The 22,578-nt window shown below is 62.4% G+C and carries 19 protein-coding genes; 10 read left to right on the forward strand and 9 right to left on the reverse strand.

Annotated features, from left to right (window positions below; translation table 11 throughout):
- The first annotated feature begins 81 nt into the window (after positions 1-81).
- Positions 82-849 (forward strand): fumarylacetoacetate hydrolase family protein, encoded by a 768-nt coding sequence (locus tag OZ411_RS05315; protein ID WP_245476510.1) that lies wholly within the window; start codon positions 82-84, stop codon positions 847-849.
- A gap of 15 nt (positions 850-864) precedes the next feature.
- On the opposite strand, the gene OZ411_RS05320 is transcribed toward OZ411_RS05315, so the two are convergent.
- Together OZ411_RS05320 and OZ411_RS05325 are read right to left on the reverse strand one after the other, a co-directional pair.
- Complete coding sequence (locus tag OZ411_RS05320) at positions 865-1,137, reverse strand: GNAT family N-acetyltransferase (protein ID WP_130581302.1); 273 nt, start codon at positions 1,135-1,137, stop codon at positions 865-867.
- A 17-nt stretch (positions 1,138-1,154) separates the two neighbouring features.
- Positions 1,155-1,445, reverse strand: a complete 291-nt coding sequence (locus OZ411_RS05325) for a GNAT family N-acetyltransferase (RefSeq protein WP_130581303.1) — start codon at positions 1,443-1,445, stop codon at positions 1,155-1,157.
- Between the two features lie 200 nt (positions 1,446-1,645).
- Here OZ411_RS05325 and OZ411_RS05330 point away from each other — a divergent pair, with 200 nt between their 5' ends.
- The 3 genes from OZ411_RS05330 to OZ411_RS05340 all read left to right on the forward strand — a co-directional run bounded on the left by OZ411_RS05330 (position 1,646) and on the right by OZ411_RS05340 (position 4,697).
- Positions 1,646-2,050 (forward strand): SPW repeat protein, encoded by a 405-nt coding sequence (locus tag OZ411_RS05330; RefSeq protein WP_027579056.1) that lies wholly within the window; start codon positions 1,646-1,648, stop codon positions 2,048-2,050.
- A gap of 134 nt (positions 2,051-2,184) precedes the next feature.
- On the forward strand, positions 2,185-3,828 hold the full coding sequence (locus tag OZ411_RS05335) for an acyl-CoA synthetase (protein WP_282527104.1): 1,644 nt from the start codon (positions 2,185-2,187) through the stop codon (positions 3,826-3,828).
- A complete protein-coding gene (locus OZ411_RS05340) occupies positions 3,828-4,697 on the forward strand; it encodes a DUF296 domain-containing protein (protein ID WP_282527105.1) in 870 nt (289 codons plus the stop codon). Before OZ411_RS05335 ends, OZ411_RS05340 begins: the two co-directional genes overlap by 1 nt.
- 881 nt (positions 4,698-5,578) lie before the next feature.
- Here the strand turns inward: OZ411_RS05340 and OZ411_RS05345 are convergent.
- Positions 5,579-5,917 carry a hypothetical protein gene (locus OZ411_RS05345; protein ID WP_282527106.1) on the reverse strand — a complete coding sequence of 113 codons (339 nt, stop codon included), beginning with the start codon at positions 5,915-5,917 and terminating at the stop codon, positions 5,579-5,581.
- A 93-nt stretch (positions 5,918-6,010) separates the two neighbouring features.
- Between OZ411_RS05345 and OZ411_RS05350 the strand changes: the two genes are divergently transcribed.
- The 4 genes from OZ411_RS05350 to OZ411_RS05365 all read left to right on the forward strand — a co-directional run bounded on the left by OZ411_RS05350 (position 6,011) and on the right by OZ411_RS05365 (position 9,235).
- Positions 6,011-6,793, forward strand: coding sequence for an AAA family ATPase (locus OZ411_RS05350; RefSeq protein ID WP_282527107.1), 783 nt, complete (start codon positions 6,011-6,013; stop codon positions 6,791-6,793).
- 14 nt (positions 6,794-6,807) lie between these two features.
- Positions 6,808-7,599, forward strand: coding sequence for an AAA family ATPase (locus OZ411_RS05355; protein WP_282527108.1), 792 nt, complete (start codon positions 6,808-6,810; stop codon positions 7,597-7,599).
- A gap of 158 nt (positions 7,600-7,757) precedes the next feature.
- On the forward strand, positions 7,758-8,300 hold the full coding sequence (locus tag OZ411_RS05360; RefSeq protein ID WP_282527109.1) for an SRPBCC family protein: 543 nt from the start codon (positions 7,758-7,760) through the stop codon (positions 8,298-8,300).
- Positions 8,301-8,302: 2 nt separating this feature from the next.
- Positions 8,303-9,235: a cytochrome D1 domain-containing protein gene (locus OZ411_RS05365; RefSeq protein WP_282527110.1), complete on the forward strand. Its 933-nt coding sequence runs from the start codon at positions 8,303-8,305 to the stop codon at positions 9,233-9,235.
- Positions 9,236-9,243: 8 nt separating this feature from the next.
- Here OZ411_RS05365 and OZ411_RS05370 read toward each other — a convergent pair whose 3' ends face one another.
- The 5 genes from OZ411_RS05370 to OZ411_RS05390 all read right to left on the reverse strand — a co-directional run bounded on the left by OZ411_RS05370 (position 9,244) and on the right by OZ411_RS05390 (position 16,329).
- Complete coding sequence (locus OZ411_RS05370) at positions 9,244-9,897, reverse strand: HAD-IA family hydrolase (RefSeq protein ID WP_282527111.1); 654 nt, start codon at positions 9,895-9,897, stop codon at positions 9,244-9,246.
- Positions 9,898-10,014: 117 nt separating this feature from the next.
- Entirely contained in the window at positions 10,015-10,578 is a 564-nt protein-coding gene (locus OZ411_RS05375) for a hemerythrin domain-containing protein (protein WP_282527112.1), read from the reverse strand.
- Positions 10,579-11,552: 974 nt separating this feature from the next.
- Complete coding sequence (locus OZ411_RS05380; RefSeq protein ID WP_282527113.1) at positions 11,553-12,278, reverse strand: hypothetical protein; 726 nt, start codon at positions 12,276-12,278, stop codon at positions 11,553-11,555.
- A gap of 9 nt (positions 12,279-12,287) precedes the next feature.
- Positions 12,288-15,263, reverse strand: a complete 2,976-nt coding sequence (gene uvrA, locus OZ411_RS05385; RefSeq protein ID WP_282527114.1) for an excinuclease ABC subunit UvrA — start codon at positions 15,261-15,263, stop codon at positions 12,288-12,290.
- Positions 15,264-15,573: 310 nt separating this feature from the next.
- Complete coding sequence (locus tag OZ411_RS05390; RefSeq protein WP_130580985.1) at positions 15,574-16,329, reverse strand: outer membrane beta-barrel protein; 756 nt, start codon at positions 16,327-16,329, stop codon at positions 15,574-15,576.
- Positions 16,330-16,779: 450 nt separating this feature from the next.
- Between OZ411_RS05390 and OZ411_RS05395 the strand changes: the two genes are divergently transcribed.
- Entirely contained in the window at positions 16,780-17,271 is a 492-nt protein-coding gene (locus OZ411_RS05395) for a single-stranded DNA-binding protein (protein ID WP_130580986.1), read from the forward strand.
- A 417-nt stretch (positions 17,272-17,688) separates the two neighbouring features.
- A complete protein-coding gene (gyrA, locus tag OZ411_RS05400) occupies positions 17,689-20,418 on the forward strand; it encodes a DNA gyrase subunit A (RefSeq protein WP_282527115.1) in 2,730 nt (909 codons plus the stop codon).
- Between the two features lie 142 nt (positions 20,419-20,560).
- Here gyrA and OZ411_RS05405 read toward each other — a convergent pair whose 3' ends face one another.
- Entirely contained in the window at positions 20,561-22,471 is a 1,911-nt protein-coding gene (locus OZ411_RS05405) for a KUP/HAK/KT family potassium transporter (RefSeq protein WP_282527116.1), read from the reverse strand.
- Positions 22,472-22,578 lie beyond the last annotated feature (107 nt).

A 22,578-nucleotide genomic window follows, 5' to 3' on the forward strand; every position in this document is an offset into this window, starting at 1 on the left:
TCGCGGGCCTTTTTTGTCGACCCCGCCAGATAATAACAACAACGAAGGAGAACGCCCATGAATACGATTGATCGCAGGACCATGCTCGCCACCGGCGCGCTCGCGCTGGCGGGAACGGCCGCGCAGGTTACGTCCGCCGACGCGCAGGTCGGGCCGAAGGCGATGTTTCCGGTAGCAGCGACGACGATCCCGATTGTCGGCGAGACCGAGGTATTCCAGGTCCGCCGCATCTATTGCATCGGCCGCAACTATGCCGCGCATGCGATCGAGCGCGGCTCCGATCCGACGCGCGAGCCGCCGTTCTTCTTCCAGAAGCCGACCGATGCGATCCAGAACGTTGCGATCGGGACGGTTGCCGATCATCCCTATCCGTCGCTGACGAAAAATTATCATCACGAGGTCGAACTCGTCGCCGCGCTGAAATCCGGCGGCGCCAACATTCCCGCCGATAAGGCGCTCGATCACGTCTATGGCTATGCGCTCGGTCTCGACATGACGCGCCGCGACCTGCAGAACGGCATGGCCGCGGAGAAGAAGCCGTGGGAGATCGGCAAGAGCTTTGACCATGCCGCCGTGATCGGTCCGATCCATCCGGCTTCCAAGACCGGACATTTCACCCAGGGCGCGATTTCGCTCGCGGTCAACGGCACCATCAGGCAGAACTCGGACCTGCGGAACATGATCTGGAGCGTCGCCGAGCAGATCGCAAAACTGTCGGAAGCCTTCGAGCTGAAGGCTGGCGACATCATCTATTCCGGCACACCGGAAAATGTCGGCCCGGTGGTCAAGGGCGACGTGCTGTTGTGCAAGCTCGAGGGCCTGCCGGACATGTCGATCCGGATCGTGTAGCAGGCCGCCCGACTCTCACGCCACGAGATCCCGGTATTCGGGATGCTTGCTGAGATAGTCGACGACAAAACCGCAGCCGGCGATCACCTTGTGGCCGTCGGCGCGGATCAATTCCAGCGCGCCCTTGACGAGTTCGGAGGCGATACCGCGGCCGCGCAGTGCACGCGGCGTTTCTGTGTGGGTGATGATGATAGCCGACGGCGTCGCGCGGTAGTTTGCGAACGCGATGCGGCCTTCCACGTCGAGTTCGAAGCGGCTTTGTGCCGTGTTGTTGCGGACCGATGTCATGTCTGATGTCTGCGCTTTCAGTGTTTCAGCAGATCCTGGTAATCCGCATGTTTCTCGATGAAGGCCTTCACGAACGGGCATTGCGCGATCACCTTCAGGCCCTCGGCGCGCACCTGGTCCAGCGCGCCGCGGACCAGCTTTGAGCCGATCCCCTTGCCGCCAAGCTCGGCCGGCACCTCCGTGTGGACGAAGGTGATCACACCATCCGCTTTCTCGTAGTAGGCCGCGGCAATATGTCCATCGACCGCGAGCTCGTAGCGCTTGCGCCCGGGGTTGTTGACGACTGCTTCGTTCACACGTCCATCCATCATCTCATTCCCGTTGTTTGCATCGCCGCAATCGCCCGCGGTTGTTCGCAAGTTGGCGATCGGCCGGCCTTGCAAGCCGATCATAACCGGCCTACGTTTTTTTCAAGACATACGCCCCGAAGCGGCCAGACGGTCGTTTGGTACTGCAATGTCATGATCGCTGGCTGCTGACGTATGCCTCTTTTCCAGGGAGGTCTACCATGTCGGATAAGCGTTTCTTTAGCACCCATAGACCTTGGGAGGACTGGTTCGGCATGTTGCTCGGCGTGCTGATCGTGGTCTCGCCGTGGTTTCCGATGCAGGCCGGCCGCGACGTCGTCGATGCTGACCGCAGCATCATGATCCTCAACACCTTCGTGATCGGCATGCTGGTGTTCGGACTGGCCCAGCTCGAATATGTCGCCCTGCAGCGCTGGGAGGAGGTGGCAGCGATCGTGCTCGGCTGCTGGCTGATCGCTTCGCCGTTCCTGTTCGGCTATTCCGGCGACACCCTGCTGCAGGTCTGGCACGGCATCCTCGGCGCGCTGGTGGTCTTGCTGGGTGCGCTGCAGCTCTGGCAGGACTGGGGCAGGAGCGACCAGGAACTCGCCAACCATCCGCAGTGACCCGCCCACGTCGCGGAGCGGTGGCTGGGCGGCCGCAGGCGCCGGGTCCGCCCTTGCCGAACCCCGTGCGGAGACGATAAACCGCAGAGGGGCAGCCAGAAGCCCCGCATGATGAAACTCCCGATGGGACGGAAATGAGCGGAGAGACGGGTAGCGTGGCCGCGCCGCGCGGCGATCAGTTGCGGATGTCGCGCCGGGTGATGAACCTGGCGCATATCGTGACCCAGAATGCGCGCCGGCATGGCGATCGCGCGGGATTCATTTGGCGGGACCGGAGCTGGACCTGGCGCGAGATCGATGGCCTCGTCTCCGCACTTGCCGCCGCGCTGGCGGCGCGGGGCATCGTCAGGGGCGACCGCATCCTCGTCCACTCCAAGAACTGCGACGAGATGTTCTGGTCGATGTTCGCCGCCTTCCGCCTCGGCGCGGTCTGGGTGCCGACCAATTTTCGCCTGATGCCCGACGAGGTCGCCTATCTCGCCGCAGCCTCCGGCGCCAAGGCCTTCCTCTGCCACGGCGACTTTCCCGAGCATGCCGCGGCCGCCGCCAATCCCGCGCTGCAATTCACCTGGCGGATCGGCGAGGAGGGGAGTTTTGGCGAGCGGACCGTCACTGAAGCGATCGCGGCGCACGCCGGCGCGAAGGTCGACAATGTCGCGGTCGAGCATGACGATCCCTGCTGGTTCTTCTTCACCTCCGGCACCACCGGCCGCTCCAAGGCCGCCGTGCTGACCCATGGCCAGATGGCCTTCGTGGTAACCAACCATCTCGCCGACCTGACGCCCGGCGTGAGCGAGCAGAATGCCTCGATCGTGGTCGCGCCGCTGTCGCATGGCGCCGGCATCCACCAGCTCATGCAGGCCGCGCGCGGGGTGCCGACCATCCTGCTGCCTTCGGAGAAATTCGATATCGCCGAAACATTCCGGCTGATCGAGCAGCACCGCGTCAGCAACCTCTTCACGGTGCCGACGATCCTGAAGATGATGGTCGAACATCCCGCCGTCGAGCAGTTCGATCATTCCTCGCTGCGCCACGTGATTTATGCGGGGGCGCCGATGTACCGCGAGGACCAGAAGCTTGCGATGCGAAAGCTCGGCGCCGTGCTGGTGCAGTATTTCGGCCTCGGCGAGGTCACCGGCAACATCACCGTGCTGCCGCCGGCGCTGCACGATCCCGAGGACGGCCCGCATGCGCGGATCGGCACCTGCGGCTTCGAGCGCGTCGGCATGCAGGTCTCGATCCAGGACGACCAGGGCCGCGAACTGAAGCCGTTCGAGACCGGGGAGATCTGCGTGATCGGCCCCGCGGTGTTCGCGGGCTACTACGACAACCCCGAGGCCAATGCGAAGGCGTTTCGCGACGGCTGGTTTCGCACCGGCGATCTCGGCCACATGGACGAAGAGGGCTTTGTCTACATCACCGGCCGCGCATCCGACATGTACATCTCCGGCGGCTCCAACATCTATCCGCGCGAGATCGAGGAGAAGATCCTGACGCATCCTGCTGTCGGCGAGGTCGCCGTGCTCGGCGTGCCCGATCCCTTCTGGGGCGAGGTTGGCGTTGCCGTCTGCGTCGCGCGCGAGGGCGCCGGCGCGGTCGGCGAGGCGGAGCTTGCCGCGTACCTTGCGCCGAAGGTGCCGCGCTACAAGATGCCGAAGCGCTTCTTCTTCTGGGATGCGCTGCCGAAGTCGGGCTACGGCAAGATACCCAAGCGCCTGATCCGCGATGAGCTGGAAGCGCGCGGGCTGCTCGACGTCTCCACCAAGCAGACCGGGTGATGCGCAGCATCGCCCAACCTGGTCCCTCTGCGCGCGAGCGCATTCAATGGGTGGAAGCGCGCGGGCGCGCATTTTCCTTCACGCTGCAGGCCGGCATTCCGCTGCTTGAAGCTGCACGCCGCGGCTTTGCGGCGGAAGGATTTTCGAGCGGCGTCTTGAGCGTAAGCGGCGGCGCGCTCGGCCCGTTCGCCTACGTGATGCCGGCGCTGTCGAAGACCGGCGCCAACGCCGCATTCTACAGCGAGACGTTTCGTCCCGACGGCATCACCCGGCTCAAGCTCGCCACGATGACGCTGGGCGAGCGTGATGGTGCACCGTTCTTCCACTGCCACGGATTGTGGACCGAGGCTGACGGCCGTTTCAACGGCGGCCATATGCTGCCGGAAGAGACTGTGGTCGCCGAGCCCTTCGAGGTGCAGGCCTTCGGTCTCGACGGCGCGACGTTTGTCGCCGAGCCCGATGCCGAGACCAATTTCAAACTGTTCGGCCCGATGCCGCGCCAGGCGACGAATGCGGAGACCACCAGCCGGGCCTTTGCGCTGCGGCTCCGCCCGAACCAGGATTTTGCCTGCGCGCTCGAGAAGTTTTGCCGCCAGCACGGCATTTTGCACGCGCGCCTGCATGGCGGCGTCGGCTCGACCATTGGCGCCTGCTTCGCCGATGGCCGCACGGTGGTGCCGTTCGCGACCGAACTCGCGGTCCGAGCGGGGACGATCGCTCCCGATGCCGATGGCCAGCTCGAAGCCGAGCTCGAGATCGCGCTCGTCGACTATCTCGGAGGCATCGCCGAAGGGAAATTGGTGCGCGGCGACAACCCGGTGCTGATGACGATGGAGCTCGTGCTCGAAGTGCTGGACGAGGAGGGGTAGGCTGTTGTCCCGGCCTTGATCCGGGACGACATCGTCATTACGGATGCAGTTCTCTCCGTCGTCATTGCGAGCGTAGCGAAGCAATCCACCCCTCCACGCGCGGAAGCATGGATTGCTTCGCTGCGCTCGCAATGACGGGGATGTTGCTGATTCATTTGTCAAACAGCGGAGAGGATACACGTTCTCATTCTCGCGGCGCATTGCGCCCGAGGTTTGCGTCGCTTCTGACCCTCTCATTGAGCAGAGGGCGCAGGGAAAGCCGGGCGCCGATTGCACCCATGGGTCCCGTGCAACAAAAAGCACGGGGGTAGGACCACAGGTTCAACCGGAATCACACCGGCTTTCCCTGCGCGACGGCTTTACGGCTTACTTCGTGCTCTCCCCGGTGACCGGGCTTTCTTGCCACCGTCACCTCAAGCGCGAACTTGTTCGCGCGAAAAGCTTAGCGCCAGCGTCGGGGCGCCAGGACCACACGACTTCGCCGTACGCAGCCACGCCATTCGTCTGGCGCTATTCGCGCCTGACATAGCCACGTCCATCGCATCCCGCTTCCAACGTCCGTGACGATCGCGATACGCCCCTCCAAGTGGAGGCGGGACGGCGCGGTTTCTAAGGTGATTTGCGGTGAGAACGAAGCGGAATGTTTTTCGCGGGCCGACTGGACGAGGCAAATCACGTTGATGTTGCGAGGGAATTTTCGCTCAGGCGGCATCCAGCGCTGGGCGGAGCCGCCAGTTCAATCCTTATCCTGAGGAGCCTGCGCAGCGGGGGTCTCGAAGGATGGGCCGCGGGCGAGATCGGGGCCCCATGGTTCGAGACGCGCTTCGCGCTCCTCACCATGAGGGTCTGGCATCGGCGGGTGCGAGAGGGCGCAAACACCCTCACCGCCGCTTGCGGACGTGGATGTTGATGTCGAGATCGATGTTGCTGACGCAGGTCTGCTCGGTGCGGTGCGAGCCGCCTTCGTGCCAGCGGCCTTTGCGCAGGCGGGCATCGCGCACATTGGCGAGCCGCAGGCAGCGCCATTGCGGGAGCCTGCCTGAACTCTCGCCGGCGAACTGCCAGGCCAGCACGACCTCTTCGCCTGCCTTGTTGGTGCCGATGATGTGCGGGCAAAGCTCGCGCGGCCGGCCCTCGTAGGTGCAGACGACCTGCTGCTCGCCGTGAATGGCATCACGGAAGAGAGCGTAGGTGGCGCTCGGCGCGGGGCGGACGCTCATAGTCAGGATCGTTCTTGTTGTGTTCCGTGATCTATGCCAGATAGTTCAGGATGTGACCAAAGCCCTGAACTGCGCCGGTTGTTAGGTACGCGCATGGCCGCACGAAAGAACAGAACGATCAATCTGCCGGCGCCTTACCTCAAGCGCATCTGGCTCGATCCGACCCGCATCACGGACCGGGACGCGTATCCGTTCTGCCTGCCATTGCTGCGGGATGACTTCGAGCTGAGCTTCGATCGTGCGATCACCATCATCGTCGGCGAGAACGGCACCGGCAAGTCGACGCTCTTGGAAGGTATAGCGGTGCTGGCCGGCTTCGACGAGGCTGGCGGCAGAAATGGTTACATGCCGGTCGATCACTCGAAGGCGATCGAGAAGATGGGCGGGCAACTGTCGCGCGCGCTTCGCGCAAGCTGGTTGCCGAAAATCACCAATGGCTGGTTCTTCCGGGCGGAAAGCTTCTTTTCGGTTGCGAGATATCTGGACGAGGTCAACAACGAATTTATTCCGGGAGTTGGTCGCGGCATCCCTCCAGACTTCCTCTCCCACTCTCATGGCGAAGGCTTTTTGCGTTTCTTTAACGAGCAGTGCCAGCGCCAGGGCATCTTCATATTCGACGAGCCGGAATCGGCGCTGTCACCTGCGCGCCAGATCGAATTCCTGAAACTGCTGCGCCGCATGGACGATACAGGACATTGCCAGGTGCTGATGGCCACGCATTCGCCGGTGCTGATGGCCTATCCCAACGCAACGCTGCTGCGGCTGACGAAATACGGCCTTGAGCCCATTACCGTCGAGCAGACAGACCACTACAAGGTGATGCGCGAGTTCTACGCGGACCCGGTGGGCTTCGTGACTGCGGCGATCGAGGAATAGAGTGGGGCGGGGACATGGGCCGAAAACGAAACCGAACGATCAACCTGCCGGCGCCGTATTTGAAGCGGGTCTGGCTGGATCGGTCCCTCGTTCCGGATTGGGAAGCCTATCCATTCTGTCTTCCCATTTTCAGGGACGAGTTCGATCTCAGTTTCGAGTCAGCCATCACCATCATCGCCGGCGAGAACGGTACCGGTAAATCGACCATCCTCGAAGGCATTGCGGCGCTTGCCGGGTTCGATAGCGGTGGCGGCGGCAAGGGACACAGGTTGATCGATCATTCCGACGCGATCGAAGTGACAGGGGAAGATCTATCGGTTGCCCTGCGCGCCGGCTGGTTACCCAAGGTCAACTACGGCTGGTTTTTCCGGGCAGAGACGTTCTTTTCGGTCGCGAGACACTTGGATCGCGCTGCGCAGGAGGCCGAACAACTGCTTGGCGGGCAGGCCAGGCAGTCGGCACCCGACTATCTTTCGTACTCCCACGCGGAGGGCTTCCTCTACTTCTTCGAAGAACGCTGCCAGCGGCAGGGCATCTTCATCTTCGATGAACCGGAATCCGCGCTGTCGCCTTCGCGCCAGATCGAATTCCTGAAGCTGATGCGCCGGATGGACGAGAGCGGCCAATGCCAGATCATCATGGCCACGCATTCGCCGATCCTGATGGCCTATCCAAATGCGACTCTGTTGCGATTGTCAAAATACGGATTGGAGCCGGTGAACGTGACGGATATGGATCATTACAGGGTCATGCGCGAATTCTGCGATGATCCCAAGAGCTTCGTTGAAGCGGCGATCGGGGACTAAGACGAGCAGGGCGCTGACCGCGGGCGATCGCCTTTCTGGTCCAGCGCCGCTCCCGCCCGCGCCACAAACCAGCCGCCTTTGGTCTGAAAATGCCTTACGATATAGCAGCCCGCGCGCCTGCCCGGGCTGCCAAGATAGAAGATAAGTGAGGAAACGACATGAGAGTGACGATCGCGAAGGTGGGGGCCGTGGTGGCGGTGCTAGCTGTGATGGGGGCGGCTTGGGCCCATGGACCGACCCGGCAAAAGGTGCGGGAATCGATCGAGATCAGCGCGCCGCCTGCAAAGGTGTGGGCGGTGATCGGGAATTTTCAGGACATGAGCTGGTTGCAGCCGGTCAGCAAGACCGAAGGTGAGAAGGGCAACGAGATCGGCGCCACCCGGCGGCTGACGCTTGCGAGCGGCGGCACGATGGACGAGGAGCTCTACAAATACGACGCCGAGAAGTTGAGCGATTCGTACCGGATTACGGCGGTCGACGTGAAGGTGCTGCCGGTCACCAACTATTCCTCGACCTTGACGATATCGCCAGGGGCCGACGGCAAGGGCAGCGTTCTGGAGTGGGCCGGCGCCTTCTATCGCGGCTATCCCAATAACGACCCGCCACCTGAGTTGAACGATGAGGCCGCGGTGAAGGCGGTGAGCGGGCTTTATCGTTCAGGGCTTGAGGCGCTGAAGAAGAAGGTCGAGAGCGGAAGCTGATCGTGCGGGCCATCGTTCTGGCGGCTGTGGTCGCTCGCATCGGCTCAGCCTCGGCCGAGGAGGCGTTCGTCACCAATCAGCTCAGCGAAAACCTGACGGTCGTGGACCTCGCAACGGTGCAGCCGGTCGCGACCATCGCGATTGGCGGCAAGCCGGCCGGCGTTGCCGTCACGCTGGATGGACGCTTCGCCTATGTGACGAGCCCCGAGGCCAAGGCGCTCACGGTGGTGGATGCCGCCGCGCGCCAGGTCGTCGGGCAGGTCAAAGTTGGCGGCGGTCCGCTCGGTGTCGCGGTATCGCCTGATGGCGCGGCGGTCTATGTTGCGGACTGGCATGCCGCAGCGGTGCGGGTGATCGATCCGCGGGAGCTGCGCGTTGTCGCCGATATCGCGGTCGGCGCATCGCCGTCGGGCCTCGCGGTGACGCCCGACGGCCGGCTCTTGCTCTCGGCGGACCGCGACGACAACACTGTGTCCGTCATCGATACCGCAACGCGCGACCGGCGGGCGGTCATCAAGGTCGGGATGCACCCGTTCGGAGTCACCATCGATGCGGAAGGCCGGCGCGCCTACACCGCCAATGTCGAATCGAACGACGTGTCGGTCATCGATATCGCAGAGGGCCGTGAGATCGGTCGTGTGAAGGCCGGCCTGCGCCCCTATGCGGTTGCGCTAGCGCAGGGCCGTGGCTTCGTTACCGACCAATATGACGGCACCGTCAGCGTGTTCGATCTCGCGACGCTGGCGCCGATCAAGCGCATCAGCATCGGCGACTATCCGGAAGGGATCGCCGCGACGGCCGATGCGCGGCGCATCATCGTGGCAAACTGGGAGAGCAACACGCTCAGCGTCATCGATGCGGCCGAGCTTAAGGTGATCGGTGAGACCAAGGTCGGCGACGGTCCGCGCGCGTTCGGAGCTTTTCTGCGGCGCTGAAGGGCGGATTACGCTTCGCCAATCCGCCCTTCGGCGCCGCCGCAAAGGGACGAAGCAATATCCTCCATTCGCTCGAACATCAGGTCGGGCCCGAGCGCCCGCAGCTTGGCGGGCGCCGCATAGCCCCACGACACGGCGCCGCAGGCGATGCCGATGGCGCGCGCGGCTTCGATGTCGCGGGTTTCATCGCCGATCGAAATCACCTGTGACGGCGCTAGGTCGGCGCGCTTGAGGACGCGGCTGAATTTAGCGGCCTTGCCAAAGATCGACGCGCCGCAATCGAACGAGGAGAACAGCGCCGTAGTCTCGCCGAGCAGCCGGCGTGCGTTCGCCTCGTTGTCCGAACTGACCAGCGCCAGTTGCATGCCGCCGTCCTTGAGTGTCCGCAGCATGGTCTCGGTGCCTGGAAACAGCGTGATGTCGGCCAGGTGCTCCGCCTTCAGGCGCCGCATGTGCCGGGCGATCACGGGTATCTTCCACATCGGCACTTCAAGCCGCGCGACGATCTCACGCGAGCCAGCATGCCGCAGCTCTTCGACGTCCTCATCCGCGACGCGGCGGAAACCGAAGCGGTCGGCAACATCGTTTACGTTGCGCAGGAACCAGGGAAAGCTGTCTGCAAGCGTGCCGTCGAGGTCGAAGATGACAAGGGAGTAGGGCATTCGGCGGGAGAAGAGATAGCACGCGCCGAGACAATTGCGAAATTAACAAATGGAAAAGCGGTCGCAAAACTGCGATCGGCATTGGCTGTTGCCGCATGCCGCCGGAGGGCAGTTGCACTAATGTCTCTCGGCTTCGGCCTCCTGCTCGAGCTGCAGGATATGAGCCCGCAGCGCATCGAACCTGGCTTCCGTGGCGTCGCTGAACAGCGGGTCCTTGTGGGGGGACAAGGCTGACGCGATTTCGGTCCAATCCTCGGACTGCAATGCCTTCAGCGCGGCCGGAAAGAAATCACGATCCTCCATCCTGATGTGACGCCGCTCATGCTCCAGGAAATCGCGAACGATGCGGTCCACGTCCTGACGAAGGAACTCGCGATCGGCAAGCACGCCGTCGACGGCTTTGGCGACGAGGTGCAATCGCTTGGCGCCTTCCCGGTGCTCATGCGCGAGATCGCCGATCTTCGCTGCAGCGGCGGGATCGCGAATTTTCAGGTTGGCGAAGAGACGGTCTTCCTGAGCATGATGGTACATCTCAGTATAGACTTCGAAATACGCGATGATGGCGCGGATGACCTCGTAGTCCGGCCGGCCTGAGCGATCGAAAATATCCAATTCGTGCTTGAGGACGGCAAGCAGCCGTTCAATATTGCGATGCTCTTGGCTTAGCAGCTCGATGATCATTGCGGTGATCCACAAGGGGGGTGAACCATAGCAGAAAAGTAGACGCTCAAATCAGATCAAGGTCGGAACCGATTTGCACCGGAACTGCGACCGAAGCGTCGGAAAACCCTCACTCCGCTGCTTCGCTCGCGCTGCTCTTGCGTGGCTTGCTGTTCGCCTTCTTCAGCACCGGCGCCAGGAATTTGCCGGTGTAGCTGCGCGGCGCTTTGGCGATGTCCTCAGGCGGACCCCAGGCGATGATGAAAAAAAACCAATTCTTCGATAGCGCGCTACGCCTTTCTGAAACTCCTTGAGCCGTTTGCCGATGGGATCGTCAGTCGCAGAATCTAGATATTCGAATAAGCTGGGATCGTGATGTGGATTCAATCCGGTATGACAGGTATGGCAAAGAGTAATGAGGTTGGAATGATCCGTGATACCGCCTTTCTCCCAAGGACGAATGTGATGAACGTGAAGCACCAAGTCCAGATTATCATCCGGACGTCGTCCACAAATACGACATCGACGGCCATCGCGCTTCAGAACTTCCATTCGTATTCTTGGTGTTGGAACGCGACGAAACGCTGTCTCGTCCAATAGTGATGGCGATATAAACCCGGCTCGGCCGCGCGGAACTGACGGATCAGAACGAAGCAGTCGTGGAAAAATATCTTCCGCTAAAGCCTGCTCAACGAGTGCGTTTCCTCCGCCGATCAAAAATAGCATCGCTTCATCAACCGTGTGAATAATGGCGTACGGTTGACGCGCGACTTGCCAGAGTTCGACGAACTTGGGATAAACAAGTCGAGCTTGGCGGAGCTCGGTCCGTCTATGCCCATCAGCCCACCCCACCCATTTCGATTGGGTACAAAACTCAACCTTGTTATTCTCGTCGGCGACTAGAGTAATAGCGTAGTATAATGACCCCGAGCGTGGCTGATTGAGCGCACTAAGTCGGAGGTCTAGGTCCTTTACTCGTTCCTGTGGTTGTGCGGTCATGGTTGGTTGAGCGCAATCAAGCTGTACTTGCGTCTCCATTCAAGCAGAGTGCGATCTAAAATGCGCACCGCAGCCGTTATTTCCGGATCATCAGGCTGTAGGAGCTTTAGAAGATGGATGCAGGCCCACTGCATGTGCTTGACGAGTTCCTGAAACAAAGCAGCTAGATTGGCCTCTGACGGAAAGGGGCCGATCTGAGTCATGTTGCCTGGCGAAATTATCTGAAATCCATCAAGGTCGACGTGACTGGCATGAATCGACAGAAGCGAATACGCTTTTTCGCGCTTTCTTGTTGTCAAGCCGTCAAGCTTGTCGAGCGTGTCACGCACGATTACTGGTTTGAACTCTTTCTTACGCGTTTTTCTGTCAATCTGTATCCAGCGCGAGAGATACTTGTTGTCGCGTGTAAATAAGTCGGCAAGGAATTCAATCTCCACGATATCTCTAACCATCGCAAAAGCTGGTTGAAAATAGCCGGCGCGTCCAAGCTTCAGGCATGCGCCTGCAGAATTGAAAACTCGCGCAATCAACCGAAGCACAACGAGGGCTGCGGTATTTCCAACGTAAGGGTGCCTTCTAAGACATCGGTGCAAGACTTCAAAACTGTCGTGAAATACTTTCAGATGGTCACGGAGTTCAGGGGTGCTTGCAACGATCGTATCGTGCGTGCGCTCAATAATTGACTCGTCGAACCACGGAAATGGCTGTGGTTCTTTCAGCATGTTGTTTGCTCACTCCGCCGCTTCGCTGGCGCTGCTCTTCCTCGGCTTGCTGTTTGCCTTCTTCAGCACGGGCGCCAGGAATTTGCCGGTGTAGCTCCGCGGCGCTTTCGCGATATCCTCCGGCGGGCCCCAGGCGACGATCTCGCCGCCGCCGTCGCCGCCTTCGGGGCCGAGGTCGATGACCCAGTCGGCGGTCTTGATGACCTCGAGGTTGTGCTCGATGACGACGACGGTGTTGCCCTGGGCGACCAGTTCGTGCAGCACCTCCAGCAGTTTGGCGACGTCGTGGAAGTGCAGGCCGGTGGTGGGCTCGTCCAGGATGTAGAGCGTGCGGCCGGTGGCGCGCTTTGACAGCTCCTTTGCCAGCTTGACGCGTTGGGCTTCACCGCCGGACAGCGTGGTCGCCTGCTGGCCCACGTGGATGTAGTCGAGGCCGACGCGGTGCAGGGTCTGGAAGGTTTCGCGCACGCGCGGCACCGCCTTGAAGAATTCGGCGGCTTCTTCCACGGTCATGTCGAGCACGTCGGCGATCGACTTGCCCTTGAACAGCACTTCCAGCGTCTCGCGGTTGTAGCGCTTGCCCTTGCAGACGTCGCAGGTGACGTAGACGTCGGGCAGGAAGTGCATCTCGATCTTGATGACGCCGTCGCCCTGGCAGGCCTCGCAGCGGCCGCCCTTGACGTTGAAGGAGAAGCGGCCGGGCTCGTAGCCGCGCGCCTTGGCTTCGGGCAGGCCGGCGAACCATTCGCGGATCGGCGTGAAGGCGCCGGTATAGGTCGCGGGGTTCGAGCGCGGGGTGCGGCCGATCGGCGACTGGTCGATGTCGATGATCTTGTCGATATGCTCGAGGCCCTCGATGCGGTCGTGCGGTGCGGCGGCTTCGCTCGCATTGTTGAGCTTGCGGGCGATCGCCTTGTAGAGCGTGTCGATCAGGAGCGTCGACTTGCCGCCGCCGGAGACGCCGGTGATGCAGGTGAACAGCCCCAGCGGGATCTCCGCCGTGACGTTCTTCAGGTTATTGCCGCGCGCGTTGACGACCTTGATGGTGCGGCGATGGTTCGGCGGCCGCCGGTCGGGGATCGGCACCGAAAGCTCGCCGGTCAGATATTTGCCGGTCAGCGATTTCGGATTGCGCATGATGTCGGATGGCGTGCCCTGGGCGACGATATGGCCGCCATGCATGCCGGCGCCGGGGCCGATGTCGAGCACGTAATCGGCCAGCCGGATCGCGTCCTCGTCATGCTCGACCACGACCACGGTGTTGCCGAGGTCGCGCAGCCGCTTCAGCGTATCCAGGAGGCGTGCGTTGTCGCGCTGATGCAGGCCGATCGAGGGCTCGTCCAGCACATAGAGCACGCCTGTGAGACCCGAGCCGATCTGGGAAGCCAGGCGGATGCGCTGGCTTTCACCGCCGGACAATGTCCCGGAGGAGCGGGACAGCGTGAGATAGTTGAGGCCGACGTCGAGCAGGAAGGTCAACCGCTCGCGGATCTCCTTCAGGACGCGGGCGGCGATCTCGTTCTGCTGCGTGTTCAGTGCTTCCGGCACGCTCTCGAACCACTCGCCGGCGCGCTTCACCGAGAGCTCGGAGATCTCGCCGATATGCTTGCCCCCGATCTTGACGCACAGCGCTTCCGGCTTGAGGCGATGGCCGTTGCAGGCGGCGCAGGGGATATCGGTGAAGTACTTCGCCAGCTCTTCGCGCGCCCACTCGCTCTCGGTCTCGCGGTAGCGGCGGTTGATGTTGGTGATCACGCCCTCGAACGGCTTCTTGGTGTCGTAGGAGCGGACGCCGTCCTCATAGGAGAACTTGATCTCGTCATCGCCGGAGCCGTGCAGGATCGCGTTTTGCGTTTTCTTCGACAGCTCCTTCCACTTGGTGTCGAGCGTGAACTTGTAGTGCTTGCCGAGCGCGGTCAGCGTCTGCAGGTAATAGGGCGAGGAGGACTTGGCCCACGGTGCGATCGCGCCCTTGCGCAGCGACAGATCCTTGTCGGGAATGACGAGATCCTCGTCGACATGCTGCTCGACGCCGAGGCCGCCGCAGGCGGGGCAGGCGCCATAGGGATTGTTGAACGAGAACAGCCGCGGCTCGATCTCGGGAATGGTGAAGCCGGAGACCGGGCAGGCGAATTTTTCCGAGAACAGGATGCGCTCGGGCCCGCTCTTGTCGTGGATCTTTGCGGTCTTCTTCTTTTCTTCGGCGGGCGCCGCGGTCGGGGCATCGGCGAACTCGATCACGGCGAGGCCCTCGGCGAGCTTGAGCGCGGTCTCGAAGCTTTCCGCGAGCCGCTGGCCGATGTCGGGGCGCACCACGATGCGGTCGACGACGACATCGATGTCGTGCGGAAACTTCTTGTCGAGGGTCGGCGCTTCGGCGAGCTCATGGAAGGTGCCGTCGATCTTGACGCGCTGAAAACCCTTCTTGAGATATTCGGCGAGCTCCTTCCTGTACTCGCCCTTGCGGCCGCGCACGACCGGCGCCAGCAGATAGAGGCGGGTGCCTTCCGGCAGCGCCAGCACGCGGTCGACCATCTGCGAGACGGTCTGGCTCTCGATCGGCAGCCCCGTGGCCGGCGAATAGGGCACGCCGACGCGGGCCCAGAGCAGGCGCATGTAGTCGTAGATCTCGGTGACAGTGCCGACGGTGGAGCGCGGGTTCTTCGAGGTGGTTTTCTGCTCGATGGAGATGGCGGGCGAGAGGCCGTCGATCTGATCGACGTCCGGCTTCTGCATCATCTCCAGGAACTGGCGGGCATAGGCCGAGAGCGATTCGACATAGCGGCGCTGGCCCTCGGCATAGATGGTGTCGAAGGCGAGCGACGACTTGCCGGAGCCGGACAGGCCGGTGAACACGACCAGCCTGTCGCGGGGAATCTCGACGTCGATGTTCTTGAGGTTGTGCTCCCGCGCGCCGCGGATCGTGATGGCACGCGTTGAGGAGCCGGCGGTCGGTTGGCGCTTCGCCCTGAGCACTTCATCCATATCGGCATTTCCAGGCGCTTGTAAGCGCGCCACGTTATGGGCGCGCGTCGTCGGAAATCCGTACCACGGCGCCGATGGGGTGATGCCGGAACATAGGAAGAACGAGTGATGATTTCCAGTGCTCAGGACGAATCATCAACGATTTGTTTTCAGGTCGCATTTCTTGCGTGCAGATTTGGCAGTAGCTGGCAGCAAGAGGATGCTCGCGCAAGCGGAGCTTCGCAGATGAGCGGCTCGGAACTAACGACACGCAAACAAAAAGGCCGGCGCAAGGCCGGCCTTTTCTTAAGATTGATATCCGATCGTGCGATCAGTACCGCCCGATGAGCGGAGCGCCGCCGAAGCCGAACTTGTAGTTCACGCGGACGGTGACGAGGTCGATGTCCTGCTTGATATTCTCGGTGGCGAAGAGGCTGCCGGCCGGGCCGGCGAAGCCATTGTTGATGAAATCGTAGGAGCGATTGCCCAGGAAGATGTGATTGTACTCGGCGCCGACCGACCAGTTCGGAGCGAAGCCGTATTCGATGCCAGCGCCAACCGAGGCTCCCCAGCGGGTGTCGTTGATGTCGTTGGTGATCGGGAAACCGGTGAAGGCGTCACGCACGCGGTAGCGATCGGCGACCACGGCCGCGCCGCCCTTGACATAGAACAACACATTGTTGGCGGCATAGCCGATCTGGCCAGTGATCAGGCCGAAGGCGTCGACCCTCGTCTCGTTGGTGTCGATGCCCGTCAGCAGGCTGATGTTGCTGCCCTTGAAGTCGGCCCAGTTGCCCTGGCCTTCGACGCCGAACACCCAGGTGCCCATCTGCCAGCGATAGCCGATCTGGCCACCAGCAGTGCCGCCGTCGGCGTTATGGGAGCCGTCACTGAAACCAAGGACGTCCCAGCGGTTGCGGCTCGTTCCCCAGCCGCCGTTGCCGCCGATATAGAACCCGGTCCAGTCATAGACGACTGCGACCGGCGCCGGCGGGGCCTTCACATAGGGACGTGCGGCAAGATCGGCAGCCGAGGCCGGCGCAGCCAGCGCAACCAAGGCAACCGTTCCAAGCAAAAACTTCTTCATCGTAGCTCTCCAGCCTTTGTTCGCTTCAATTGGGTCCCGAAGCGTTACGGTATTAAAGACGCGAGCGCCGCGCCGTCGTTTTAGGCATACCCTGATTCAACCGGAAATACCGTCGCCCAAACGCAACAGTTAGGGGCGAAGTGCGGATAACATAAGTTAATGATTTGTTTGAGGTTTTCTGGAACCCGACGGTTGGTTTCGGGTTCCATTCCCGCTGCACCAAAATTGGGCCACAATGTCACCATGTTTACGGCAAGTTGCATGGAACAAAACTGGAACAATGGCGCGGCTGGTGCTATATGTGGATAAATGCGGAATGGACGGGGAATGGCTGCGCCCGACGGTGTCGGCGAGCGTATAGGGTCCGTCAGCAATGTAAGATGTGGTTAGCGAAGACTGAATGTGGCCGCCGTGCAACCGGCCGGCCCAGTGATCGAGTGGAGAGCGGCGATGGCGGGAAGCGTAAATAAGGTCATTCTGGTGGGCAATCTCGGCAAGGACCCGGAAATCCGGCGGACCCAGGACGGTCGTCCGATCGCCAATCTGAGCGTCGCGACCTCCGAGACTTGGCGCGACCGGGCCACCGGCGAGCGCAAGGAAAAGACCGAGTGGCACCGTGTCGTCATCTTCAATGAAGGGCTCGCCAAGGTCGCCGAGCAATATCTGAAGAAGGGCGCCAAGGTGTATGTCGAGGGCCAGCTCCAGACCCGGAAGTGGACCGATCAGAGCGGGGTCGAGAAATATTCGACCGAAGTGGTGCTGCAGGGCTTCAACTCCAACCTCACGATGCTGGACGGCAAGGGCGGTGGCGGCAGCTTCTCCGACGACATGGGCGGCGGTGGCGGCGATTTCGGCGTCAGCGGCCCCTCGAGTTCCGCCCCACGCCGCGCCGTGCCGGCCGGCGCCCGCAACAACGACATGGACGACGATATTCCGTTCTGATCGAGCGGTACGTTGCCGGAAAGATCGCGTGAGGATGAAAAATATCCCTCGCGCGATACGGCTTGCGTCGAACTTATCCTCTTCAATGATTGCAGGATATAAGCGTCAAGCAATTGATGTTGCTCGATGTGTCGTGGCCGGGTTCCTCGTGGTTCCGGTTAATGTGAACTGTGAGGAAATCGATCTAACCGACAGGGCGGAGCGATGCAGCCGCCGCCGACGGCCCGCGGGCAGTCTCCTTACCTGGGACGGCGCCCTTGCCGCACCCCGCCAGGGTGTTCCCGCGGCGCGCCCGTCAAGCCCGTAAGTCTATGAAAAAACGAAGGGAAAAACCGGTCGCCTAGACCGTTCCGGGGTGGTGATCGAGCCCCTGATACGCTATATGATTCTACAGTAGAACCGACCCGGATTCCCCCTTTGTCAGAACCTGAAGACGACAAGCCCGGCGAGCCGTCGGGGCCCTCCGACATTCGTCCCGTTTCCATCCTCGACGAGATGAAGAAGTCCTACCTCGACTACGCCATGAGCGTGATCGTGGCACGGGCGCTCCCCGATGCGCGCGACGGGCTGAAGCCGGTCCACCGCCGCATCCTGTATTCGATGTACGACCAGGGGCACACGCCGGACAAGAAGTACGTCAAGTCCGCGCGCGTGGTCGGCGACGTCATCGGTAAGTATCACCCGCACGGCGACCAATCGATTTACGACGCCATGGTGCGCATGGCGCAGGATTTTTCGATGCGCGTGCCGCTGATCGACGGCCAGGGCAATTTCGGCTCGGTCGACGGTGATCCGCCGGCAGCCTACCGATACACCGAAGCGCGCCTGACGCGGGCGGCAGAGGCTGTGCTGGCGGACATCGAGAAGGACACGGTCGACTTCCAGGCCAACTACGACAACAGCGAGCAAGAGCCGTCGGTCTTGCCGACGCGGTTTCCGAACCTGCTGGTCAATGGCGCGGGCGGCATCGCCGTCGGCATGGCCACCAACATCCCGCCGCACAATCTCGGCGAGGTCGTCGACGCCTGTGTGGCGCTGATCGATAATCCGGCGCTCACCATCGACGAACTCATCAACATCATTCCGGGGCCGGATTTCCCCACCGGCGGCATCATCCTCGGTCGAGCGGGTATCCGAGCATCCTATCATCTCGGCCGCGGTTCGATCGTGATGCGCGGCAAGGTCGCGATCGATACCCTGCGAAAGGATCGCGAGGCGATCATCATCACGGAGATCCCGTTCCAGGTTAACAAGGCGAACATGGTCGAGCGGATCGGCGAGCTGATCCGCGAGAAGAAGATCGAGGGGATTTCCGACCTGCGCGACGAATCCGATCGCGAAGGTTTCCGCGTCGTGATCGAACTGAAGCGCGAGGCGATGCCGGATGTGGTGCTGAATCAGCTCTACCGCTTCACGCCGCTGCAGACCAACTTCCCGGCCAACATCTTGGCACTCGATTCCGGCCGACCGCAGACGATGAACCTGAAGGATCTGCTCACGATCTTCGTCAACTTCCGCGAGCAGGTGGTGACCCGGCGCACCAAATACCTGCTCGGCAAGGCACGCGACCGCGCCCACCTCCAGGTGGGCCTTGCCATCGCGGTTGCCAATATCGATGAGGTCATCCGCGTCATTCGCTCTTCGCCGAATCCGGCGGCCGCGCGCGAAACCCTGATGTCGCGCGATTGGCCGGCGCGGGACGTCGAAGACATGATCACGCTGATCGACGATCCGCGCCACCGCATCAATCCGGATGGCACCATCCGCCTTTCGCTGGAGCAGGCGAGGGAAATCCTCGACCTCCGGCTGCAGCGCCTGACCGCGCTCGGCCGCGACGAGATCGGCGAGGAGCTCACCAAGCTTGCGGCCGAGATATCCGACTATCTCGACATCCTGCGCTCGCGCGCCCGGGTGCAGGCGATCGTCAAGACCGAGCTTGCGGAGGTGAAGGCCCAGTTCGCCACGCCGCGCAGGACTGTTATCGCCGAGCAGGAAGGCGAGGTCGAGGACGAGGACCTGATCCAGCGCGAGGACATGGTCGTGACGGTGTCGCACGCCGGCTATGTCAAGCGCGTGCCGCTGTCGACCTATCGCTCCCAGCGCCGCGGCGGCAAGGGCCGCGCCGGCATGCAGACGCGCGACGAGGATTTCGTCAGCCGCGTGTTCGTGGCCTCCACCCACACGCCGGTCCTGTTCTTCTCCTCACGTGGCCAGGTCTACAAGGAGAAGGTCTGGCGATTGCCGATGGCCGCGCCGAATGCGCGCGGCAAGGCGCTGATCAACATCCTGCCGTTGGAGCAGGGCGAGCGCATCACCACCATCATGCCGCTGCCGGAGGACGAATCCTCCTGGAGCAATCTCGACGTGATGTTCGCCACCACCGGCGGCAATGTCCGTCGCAACAAGCTGTCCGACTTCGTCGACGTCCGCCGTTCCGGCATCATCGCCATGAAGCTGGAGGAGGGCGAGGCGATCGTCGACGTGCAGATCTGCACCGAGCGTGACGACGTGTTGCTGACCGCCGCCGGCGGCCAGTGCATCCGTTTCGCCGTCACCGACGTGCGCGTCTTCACCGGCCGCACCTCGATGGGCGTGCGCGGCATTTCGCTTGCGGAAGGCGACAAGCTGATCTCGCTCGCGATCCTGCGCCATGTCGAGACGACCTCGGACGAGCGCTCGGCGTACTTGAAGATGCGCCGCGCGGTCGCGGGCGAAGCGGCCGCCGAGGAGCCGTCGGAGACCGAGGCCGAGGAGGCCACGGGCGCGATCCAGCTCTCCCAGGAGCGCTATGTCGACATGTCGGCGCAGGAGCAGGTGGTGCTGACGGTGTCCGAGAATGGCTACGGCAAGCGGACCTCGTCCTACGAGTACCGCACCACTGGCCGCGGCGGCAAAGGCATCGTCGCCATGAGCGTCAACAGCCGCAACGGCAAGCTGATAGCCTCGTTCCCGGTCGAGGAGGCCGACCAGATCATGCTGGTCACCGACAAGGGCCAGCTCATCCGCTGCCCCGTCGGCGACATCCGCATCGCCGGCCGCTCGACCCAGGGCGTCATCGTGTTCGACACCGCCGACGACGAGCATGTCGTCTCGGTCGAGCATATCGGCGACGACAGCGAGAATGGCGAGAACGGCAACGGCGGCTAGAGCATGATCCGGAAAAGTGGAGACCGGTTTTCCGAAAAAGATCATGCTCAAACAAAGAGCTAAAGCGGGATGACGATTCGAAGAAAAGTCATCGCGCTTTAGTGCCGCCGACTGCCCCCGATCAATCTAGATCACCAGCCGGTCAGATCTCGATTTCTGTCCCGAATTCCACCACCTGTCCGGTCGGCACGCCGAAGAACGCCGCAGTGCGTTCGGCGTTGCGTTGCAGGAATGCGAAGATTGATTCCCGCCAGACCCACATGCCCGGAACGTCCTCGCGCGGGATGATGGTCTCGCGGCCGATATAGTAGGTGACGTCGGAGAGATCGATACCGGGCAGCTTGCCCTGCCGGCAGGCGAGTTGCAGGCCCTCATAGATGGTCGGGTATTGCATGAAGCCGTAGTGCAGGATGACGCGCGTGATGCCCGGGATGATGTCGATGATCTCGGCGCGGTCGCCCTCGGAAATGCGCGGGGATTCCTCGATCTGCACGGTGACCAAAAGCACGCGTTCGTGCAGGACGTGGTTGTGCTTGACGAATTGCGTCAGCGCGAGCGGCACGCCAGTCGGCGCGGCGGCGAGGAACACGGCAGTGCCCGGAAGGCGGGCACGGCACTTATTGATGGCGGTCTCGATCAAATCTTCCTCTGGTTGCCGCAGTTTTGCGCGGGCACGCTCGACCAGCTTCACGCCAGCGCGCCAGGTGAGCATCAGGAACGCGATCAAGCCTGCCAGCAGCAGCGGAAACCAGCCGCCTTCGTGCAGCTTGGTCGAGTTGGCCGCGAAGAAGATGAGGTCGATAACAAGGAAGAAACCGTTGACGGCGAGCACGATCAGCGGCGAGTAGCCCCACTGGATCGCAACCAGCGCCGCCAGCAGCGTGGTGATCGCCATCAATAAGGACACCGCGATGCCATAGGCGCCGGCGAGGGCATCCGAAGTGCCAAAGCCCAGTACCGCGCCAAGCGTCGCGGCGGCGAGCAGCCAGTTCACCAGCGGCACATAGATCTGCCCGATCGCGTCGCTGGTGGTGTGGAGGATGTGCATCCGCGGCAGGAAGCCGAGCTGGATCGATTGCTGGGTCAGCGAGAACACGCCCGAGATGATCGCCTGGGAGGCGATCACGGTGGCGATCGTGGAGAAAGCGACCAGCGGGTAGTGCAGCCAGTCGGGCGAGAGCTGGAAGAATGGATGGTCCAGCGCGCTCGGATCGGTGATCAACAGCGCGGCCTGCCCGAAATAGTTGAGCACCAGCGCGGGCAGGCAGACCGCGAACCAGGCGAGCCGGATCGGAAACCGCCCAAAGTGCCCCATGTCGGCATACATCGCCTCACCGCCGGTGACCGCGAGAAAAGCTGCGCCGAGGATGGCGAAGCTGATGTGGAAATTCTGGTGGATCAGGAAATTGAAAGCATAGAACGGGCTGAGCGCCGCGAGCACTCCAGGCGCCTGAACGATGCCGTGGATGCCGAGCGCGGCGAGAACAAGGAACCAGCCGAGCATCACCGGTCCAAAGATCCGGCCGATGAAGCCGGTGCCCTGCTTCTGCATCGCAAACAGGCCGACCAGAATCACGATGGTGATCGGCACGACCGCCGGCGCCAGCGATGGCGCGTCCACCTTCAATCCTTCGATCGCGCTCAAGACCGAGATCGCCGGGGTGATTGCGCCGTCGCCATAGAGCAGGGCGGCGCCGATGAGGCCGACGACCAGAAGCTGCGCGCGCCAGGTGCCCGGCGGCGCATTGCGCGCGTGGAGCAGCGCCAATATCGCCACGATCCCGCCTTCGCCGCGGTTGTCTGCACGCAGGATCAGGAGCGCGTATTTGATCGAAATGATCAGGATCAGCGCCCACAGGATCAGCGATACCACGCCCAGGACGGCGTCCGGCGTGATAGTGCCGCCATGGGCGGCCGCCCTGGCTGCCTCCTTGAGCGCGTAAAGGGGACTGGTCCCGATATCGCCATAGACGACGCCAAGTGCGCCGATGGTTGTTGCAAGAGGAAGCGGGCTCGGCGGATGGCCTGAGGCAATGGCGGGCGTGCTTGACATCGGCGAGACCCCCGATTGCATCGCACCCACCGGATCGTCCGAAGGGCGCGACCAAGACGGCAGTCTGCGACGAGACGTCGCAAATTACCACTGTGTTGCTGCGGGGG

Source organism: Bradyrhizobium sp. Arg237L (genome assembly GCF_029990105.1).
Classification (GTDB): domain Bacteria; phylum Pseudomonadota; class Alphaproteobacteria; order Rhizobiales; family Xanthobacteraceae; genus Bradyrhizobium.